Here is a 7050-nt window from a genome sequence, read left to right on the forward strand (position 1 = left end):
CCGGTGACCACGCAGGCCTTCCCCTCCATCCTCGAAGCGGCGGAAACGCCCAGGATCGTCCGCCTCGAAAGCAACCTGTACGCGGCCGTGTTCAGCCTCATGAAGCTCATGCCGGCGCGGTTCATGCTGGACCGCGCCCGCCTCGACGGGCGGTTACCGCCGGGTGCCACGGTGGTGGAGACGTCGTCGGGCACCTTCGCGCTGGGACTGGCCATGGCGTGCCGGCTGCGGGGGCACCCCCTCGTCGTGGTCGGCGACCCCGCGATCGACCACCGGCTCCGCGACCGGCTCGGGCTCATGGGCGCGGTCGTCGACATCGTGGACGACTTCGACGCGCCCGGTGGTATCCAGGGGGCCCGGCTCGCCCGGGTCGAGCGGCACCGGGAGGCCCTGCCGGGCTGCTTCGTGCCGGGGCAGTACGACAACCCGGACAACCCGCTCGCCTACCGGCCCGTGGCCGAGTTGTTGTCGGCGACCCTGGGACGGGTGGACTGCGTGGTCGGCGCGGTCGGCTCGGGCGGGTCGACCGGCGGCATCACGACGGCGCTGCGCGAGCGCGGTGACGACGTGCGGCTGATCGGCGTCGACACCCACGGGAGTGTCCTCTTCGGACTGCCGGACGGGCGTCGGGTGCTGCGCGGCCTGGGCAGCAGCATCCACCCCGCCAACGTGCGCCACGACGCGTACGACGAGGTGCACTGGGTCCCCGCCGCGGAGGCGTTCCGCAGCACGCGGGACCTCTGCGCGTGGCGCGGGGTTTTCGCGGGGCCGACGAGCGGCGCGGCGTACCTCGCGGCCAAGCGCTTCGCCGACACCAACCCGGACTCCGTGACCGTCGTGATCTTCCCCGACGACGGTCACCGGTACCAGGACACCGTGTACTCCGACCGGTGGTTGCGCGAGCAGGGCCACTGGCTCGACGTGCTGCCGACCGCGCCGCGCCTCGTGGACGATCCGGGGAACGTGGACGACCGGTGGTCCTCCATGCTCTGGGGACGGCGCGAACTGGCCCAGGTCGCGGGTGCCCGGTGAGCGGGGCCGGTCACGACACCGGGCGCTTGACCGCGACGCTGGGCGTTCGCACCCGGCGGGTGGTCTACGGGCCGGTGGACCCGGCGGGGCGCGTCGCGGAACTGACGCTGATGTCCGAGGTGGACCAGGCGCACCTGCTCATGTTGATGGACACCGGCCTCCTGCCCGCGGCAGCGGGGCGGGCCTTGTTGCGCACCATCGGCGAACTGCGCGCGTCCGGCTTCCGGGAGCTCACCGCGGCGGACGCCCCGCGCGGCATCTACCTCCGGTACGAGCAGCTGCTCGTCGAGCGCCTCGGCGACGACGTGGGCGGGCGGCTGCACACCGGTCGGTCGCGCAACGACCTCCAGGCGACGACGACGGCGCTGCGCCTGCGCGCGTGGCTGCTGGCCTTCTCCCAGGAGGCGCTGCGGCTGATCGCGGTGCTGCTGAACAGGGCCAGGGCCCACCGCGACGTCGTCATGCCCGCCTACACGCACTTCCAGCCCGCGGTGCCGGTCACCTACGGGCACTACCTGGTGGGGGTGGCGTTCGCCGCCGGCCGGGCACTGCGGACCGCGGAGGCCGCCGCGACGGGGTTGTCGCGGTGCCCGCTCGGCGCGGGTGCCGTCGCGGGTACCGACCTGCCCGTCGACCCGGAGATCACCGCCGCGCTGCTGGGGTTCTCGACCGGGCCGGTGCACGCGACGGACGCCGTCGCGAGCCGGGACGTGCTGCTCCAGGTGCTCGCGGCCGTGGCGGGACTCGGTGTGGTGCTCAGCAGGTTGGCCACCGACCTCCAGCTCTGGAGCACCTCCGAGTTCGGCCTGATCGCCTTTCCCGACGAGCTGGTCGGCAGCAGTTCCGCGATGCCGCAGAAGCGCAACGCCTTCCTGCTGGAACACGTCAAGGCGAAGGCCGGAGCCGCGATCGGGGCGTGGACCGGCGCCGCGTCGATGATGAAGTCCACGCCGTTCACCAACTCCATCGAGGTGGGCACCGCGGCGGTCGACGCCGCGTGGCCGGGACTCTCGGCGATAGCGGACTCGGTCCTGCTGTGCCAGGTGCTGGTGAGCGGTTCGCGACCGGTGCCCGACCGCATGATGTCCCGCGCGGTGGCGGGGTTCACCGACGCGACGGCGGTGGCCAACGACCTCGTCCGCCGGGGCGTCCCGTTCCGCACCGCGCACCACCTCGTGGGCAGCGCGATGCGCGACGCGGAGGCGAAGGGGTTGTCCCGCCCGGAGTCCCTGGCCTGGCCCGGCGGAACGGGCACACCGATCCCCGCGGACGGCTTGGCCGCCGTGGCCTCGAAGACCCGGCACGGCGGCGGACCGGGCGGGTTCGAGGAGCAGTTCCGGGTGGCGGTCGCCGAGTACGCGGACCACTCCGGTCGACTGCGCGATCAGCGCGCGCGGATCGCGCGGTCGCGGGCGGAACTGGCTCGCCGCGTCGGCCTGGAGCTGGACGCGGCCGATCGGGAAGGGCAACCGGTGTGAAGGCGGACGTCGCTGTGTCCTGGTTCGTCTTCGTGGAGAGCAACACCACCGGCTCCGGCAGGCGGTTCTGCCGGGTCGCCTCCGACCTGGGGTTGCGCCCGCTGGTGCTCGCCCGTGATCCGCACCGCTACGCGTTCACCGCGGTCGACGGGGTGGACGTGTCCCCCGTCGACACGGGTGACCTCGGCGCGGTGCTCCGCCACTGCGCGGACCTGCCCGGTCGGATCGAGGGCATCTGGTCGAGTTCGGAGTACGGCGTGGCGGTCGCCGCGGCCGCCGGGCGGGCACTCGGGTTGCCGGGCCCGTCACCGGACGCCGTCGCGGCGTGCCGGGACAAGGTCCGCCAGCGCGCGGTGCTCGCCGCGGCCGGCGTACCGGCACCGCGCTGGCACGTCGCCCGGACCGCCTCGGACGCCGTCCGGGCCGCGCGCGCACTGGGCTTCCCCGTCGTCGTCAAACCACCGCGGGAGTCCGGATCGCTCGGTGTGCGCCTGTGCCGCGATCGACCCGAGGTCGTGGCGGGGTTCACCGCCGCGTGCCACCGGGGATCGACACTCGACACCGAGGTGCTCGTGGAGGAGTACGTCGACGGCGACGAGTACTCGGTCGAGGTGTTCGACGGCAAGGCGGTGGGGGTGACCCGCAAGTACCTCGGCGCCGCGCCGCACTTCGTCGAGACCGGGCACGACTTCCCCGCGGACGTCAGCGCGCCGGACGAGGCGGAACTGGTCCGGGTGGCGGAAGCCTCGGCCGAGGCGCTGGACCTGGGCTGGGGACCGATCCACGTCGAGGTGCGGCTGACGACCTCGGGTGCCTCGTTGATCGAGGTCAACCCGCGGCTGGCCGGCGGGATGATCCCGGACCTGGTGCTCGCGGCGAGCGGGGTGGACCTCGTGGACCGGACGGTCCGGCGAGCGGTGGGCGCGGATCCGGTCACCCGGCCCGCGCCCGGGGCCCGGGCGTCCATCCGGTTCGTCCTGGCGCCCCGGGCGGGCGTCGTCGCCGGGGTGAGCGGACTCGGTGAGGCGGAACGGATGCCGGGCGTGCGCGCGGTCCACGCGAGCGCCCGCCCGGGCGACCCGGTGGTGATCACCCATTCGTTCCGGGATCGGCTCGGGTACGCCATCGCGACCGGCGACACGGCCGCTGCCGCGGCGGACCGGGCGGACGCGGCCGCGCGGCGGATCAGGGTCGAGATCGGCTGACGGTGTCCCACGGGGACGACCGGCGGAGCGGGGGAAGGCACCCCGTCCTCCGCCGGTCGCCTCGAACGCCCTCGTTCCGGCGTCACGGAACCTCAACGGAAGGAACCACACGTGCGACCGCACGAGATCGATCTCACCGCCCCGCGGACCTTCGTCGACCACGACTTCTTCGAGCTGTGGAGGGTGTTCCGGACGGAAAGCCCGGTCCACTGGCAGGAGGCGACGTCGGAGGGGCCGGGGTTCTGGTCGTTGTTCCGCTACGAGGACGTCCTGGCGGTGTACCGCGACAGCGAGCGGTTCACCTCCGAGCGCGGGAACGTCCTCTCGACGCTGCTCCGCGGCGGCGACTCGGCCGCCGGGAAGATGCTGGCCGTCACCGACGGCGCCCGGCACCGCGAAATCCGGAACCTCATGCTGAAGTCGTTCTCCCCGCGGGCGATGGCGCACGCCGCCGAGCGGGTGCGGGTGCGCACGGCGCGGCTGCTCGCCGAGGTCGCCGGGATCGGCGAGTTCGACTTCGCCGCCGGGGTTTCCGAGAAGATCCCGCTCGAGACGATCTGCGAGCTCATGGACGTGCCGGAGGCCGACCGGTCCTCCCTCCAGGGGTGGAACAAGCTGACGCTGAGCTTCGACAGCGACGAGCAGTCGCACGAGCGGGCCCTGGTGGCGCGCAACGAGATCCTGCTGTACTTCGCCGACCTCGCCGACGAGCGGCGCCGCAAGCCGGGTGACGACGTGATCAGCGCGCTGGCCAACGGCCTGGTCGGCGGCACCAGGCTGGGCGACGACGAGGTGGTGTTGAACTGCTACAGCCTGATCCTGGGCGGTGAGGAGTCCAGCCGGGTCGCGGCGACCGGCACCGTGGCGGCGCTCGGGGAGCACCCCGACCAGTGGAAGTCGTTGCGGGACGGCGATGTCGGCGTGGACAGCGCCGTGGAGGAGGCGCTGCGCTGGACGACTCCCGGCATGCACTTCGGCAGGCGGGCCCTGGTGGACGTCCCCCTCGGCGAGCACGTGATCGCGGCGGGCGACGTGGTCGCGTTGTGGAACAGCGCCGCGAACCTGGACGAACGGCAGTTCCCCGAGCCCACGAGGTTCGACGTCTCCAGGGACCCGAACAAGCACCTGGCGTTCGGCTACGGCCCGCACTTCTGCATCGGGGCCTTCCTCGGCCGGGCAGGTCTCCGGGCGCTGCTGCTGGGGCTTCGCGAGACCGTGACCGACATCGACCTCGGTGGCCCCGGCCACCCGATCCTCTCCAACCTCGTCCGGGGGTACGACTCGCTTCCCGTCTCGCTCACCGCGAAGTGACCTCGCCGACCGGACCGCCGGAACCGGGGGTCATCCGACGGTGGACGCCTGTTCGGGCGCCTTGGCCATCTGCCGCCAGATCGGGAAGACCGCCGGGCAGAGCGTGATCAGCAACGAGGCGGCCCCCGCCGACAACGTCGCCGCCGTCAGGCCGACGCCGTCGAGCAGGACGCCTCCGAACACCAGACCCAGGGGCATCGCGATGCTGGTGATCGTGTTGAACGCGCCGAACACCGTGCCGCGCATGCGCTCGGGCACGCGGTCGTACTTGACCGCCGCGAGCACGGGGTTGATCGGCCCGTTGCCGGTGAAGAGGAGGAACACGAGGAGGACCAGCACGGCGGGCGGGGGGTTGAGCGCCACCACCAGGTAGATGGGCGCGCCGCTGAGCAGGAGCCCGCCGGCGAAGAGCCGCCGGCGGCCCACCCCGGCGCCTCGCCACCCGTAGAGGACCGTGCCGACGATGCTGCCCGCGCTCGCCGCGGCGATGAGGAAGCCGACCATGAGGCTGCTGTGCCACACGGTCACCCCGTACGCGGGCAGGAACACCGAGACCAGCGCGATGCCCAGGGCGTTGGAGACCGCGCTCACGCCACCGAGTGCGACCAGCAGTCGATCGCGGAGGAGGTGCCGCACGCCGGTTCGGAGGTCGTCCAGGTAGTTGCGCTTCCCGGGCTCGGCCTCGACCTGGTCGGGCGTCACGTCGACCTTGCCCGGCCGGCAGAGGAGCAGCACCAGGAAAGCCGCGGAGCACAGGGCGATCGCGTCCACGAGCAGGGTTTGCGTCGGACCCGTCAGCGCGATCAGCAACCCCCCGACGGGTGTGCCCAGGAGGTCGCCACCCTGCAACATGGCCTCCTCGCCGCTGGTTCCCCGCTCCACCGAGGTTCCGGTGCGGGCTATCACGTGCGGGAGCAGGACCTGCTTGGCACTCCGGGACGGCGCGCGCCCCGCGCCGATCGCGAAGGACAGCACCACCAGCAGGGGCAGCGGGAGTCCCGAGGTCGCGTAGGACAGCGGAATCGCGACGACGACCACCGCGGTGGTCAAGTCCGCGACGACGCTCGCCCGGTAGGCGCCGAAGCGGTCGATCAGCGGCCCGGCGAGCGCCACCGACAGCAGCATGCCGATCGTCTCCGCGGCCGCGACCAACCCCGTCTTCGCGCCACTGCCGGTGCTCTGGAGCACGAACCAGGGAATGGCGATCAACGTCATGGACGACCCGAAGGACGAAATACCGCACGCCGCCAGCAGGGCTAAGAGCGGCATCTTCCGCGCTGTCATTCCGGTGTCCCCTTCCGCGGGAACGCGGCCCAGTGGGTGATCACCACCGCGTCACCCTCGCGTGGTGCGCGCCGGTAGCGCGCGATGGTCGCCTGGATCTCCGCGTCGAGCGCCTCGGTCTCGTCCGGCGTCAACGACAACTTGTCGTCGTCGAAGGAGAACTTGCCCTGCCAGGCGCCACGCCACTCGCCGATCTCGTCCACGAACCGGACCTCGGCCGCGTACCGCTGCCCGATGCTCGTGCGCAAGTGGACTTCCACGGCCGACTCGAGCTCGGGATCACCCTCGAAATCGGCGATCCGCAAGCGGTAGGAGTCGAAAGCGGGTCGCCACCAGCGTTCGCGCTGCGTCCCGCGGTCGACGTCCTCCTCGATCAGCCCGTGTTCGGCGAGCTTGCGCAGGTGCCAACTCGCCAGACCGGAACTCTCGCCCAGCCGCGCGGCCAACCCGGAGGCGGTCGCGGGCCCGTCGCGGTTGAGCAGGTCGAGCATGCGCACCCGGATCGGGTGCGCCAGCGCGCGCAGCATGCCGCTGTCGAGGGTTTTGCCCTTCGGCTCGGGTGGCACAGGGCAAGGCTAAACTTCCCAACAGATCTTTGCAAGTTTTTGTTGGGAAGTTCGGCGACGCCCACCTGCCGCTCCGGATTCCGTGCCGTACCAACACGAACACCCCGATGCGGCACGCGAGCGACGCCGAGGCAGCGACCCGCGCCACGGCTGCCCGCCGGGCCCGGCGATGGT

6 protein-coding genes are annotated in these 7050 nt (G+C 72.4%); 4 read left to right on the plus strand and 2 right to left on the minus strand.

Annotated features, from left to right (window positions below; genetic code table 11):
* Positions 1-3: 3 nt before the first annotated feature.
* The 4 genes from AB0G50_RS27565 (at position 4) to AB0G50_RS27580 (ending at position 5026) form a co-directional block, all read left to right on the plus strand.
* On the plus strand, positions 4-1032 hold the full coding sequence (locus AB0G50_RS27565) for a pyridoxal-phosphate dependent enzyme (RefSeq protein WP_360113757.1): 1029 nt from the start codon (positions 4-6) through the stop codon (positions 1030-1032).
* Positions 1029-2510, plus strand: a complete 1482-nt coding sequence (locus AB0G50_RS27570; protein WP_360113759.1) for an argininosuccinate lyase — start codon at positions 1029-1031, stop codon at positions 2508-2510. Before AB0G50_RS27565 ends, AB0G50_RS27570 begins: the two co-directional genes overlap by 4 nt.
* 14 nt (positions 2511-2524) lie before the next feature.
* Entirely contained in the window at positions 2525-3715 is a 1191-nt protein-coding gene (locus AB0G50_RS27575) for an ATP-grasp domain-containing protein (RefSeq protein ID WP_360113761.1), read from the plus strand.
* A 111-nt stretch (positions 3716-3826) separates the two neighbouring features.
* Positions 3827-5026 carry a cytochrome P450 gene (locus AB0G50_RS27580; RefSeq protein ID WP_360113763.1) on the plus strand — a complete coding sequence of 400 codons (1200 nt, stop codon included), beginning with the start codon at positions 3827-3829 and terminating at the stop codon, positions 5024-5026.
* Between the two features lie 30 nt (positions 5027-5056).
* On the opposite strand, the gene AB0G50_RS27585 is transcribed toward AB0G50_RS27580, so the two are convergent.
* Both AB0G50_RS27585 and AB0G50_RS27590 read right to left on the minus strand, forming a co-directional pair.
* The gene (locus tag AB0G50_RS27585) at positions 5057-6295 is read right to left on the minus strand and encodes an MFS transporter (protein ID WP_360113765.1); all 1239 of its coding nucleotides are present in this window, start codon (positions 6293-6295) and stop codon (positions 5057-5059) included.
* Positions 6296-6306: 11 nt separating this feature from the next.
* Positions 6307-6876, minus strand: a complete 570-nt coding sequence (locus AB0G50_RS27590; RefSeq protein WP_360113767.1) for a helix-turn-helix domain-containing protein — start codon at positions 6874-6876, stop codon at positions 6307-6309.
* Positions 6877-7050: the final 174 nt, after the last annotated feature.

Source organism: Actinosynnema sp. NPDC020468 (genome assembly GCF_040642015.1).
Taxonomy (GTDB): domain Bacteria; phylum Actinomycetota; class Actinomycetes; order Mycobacteriales; family Pseudonocardiaceae; genus Actinosynnema.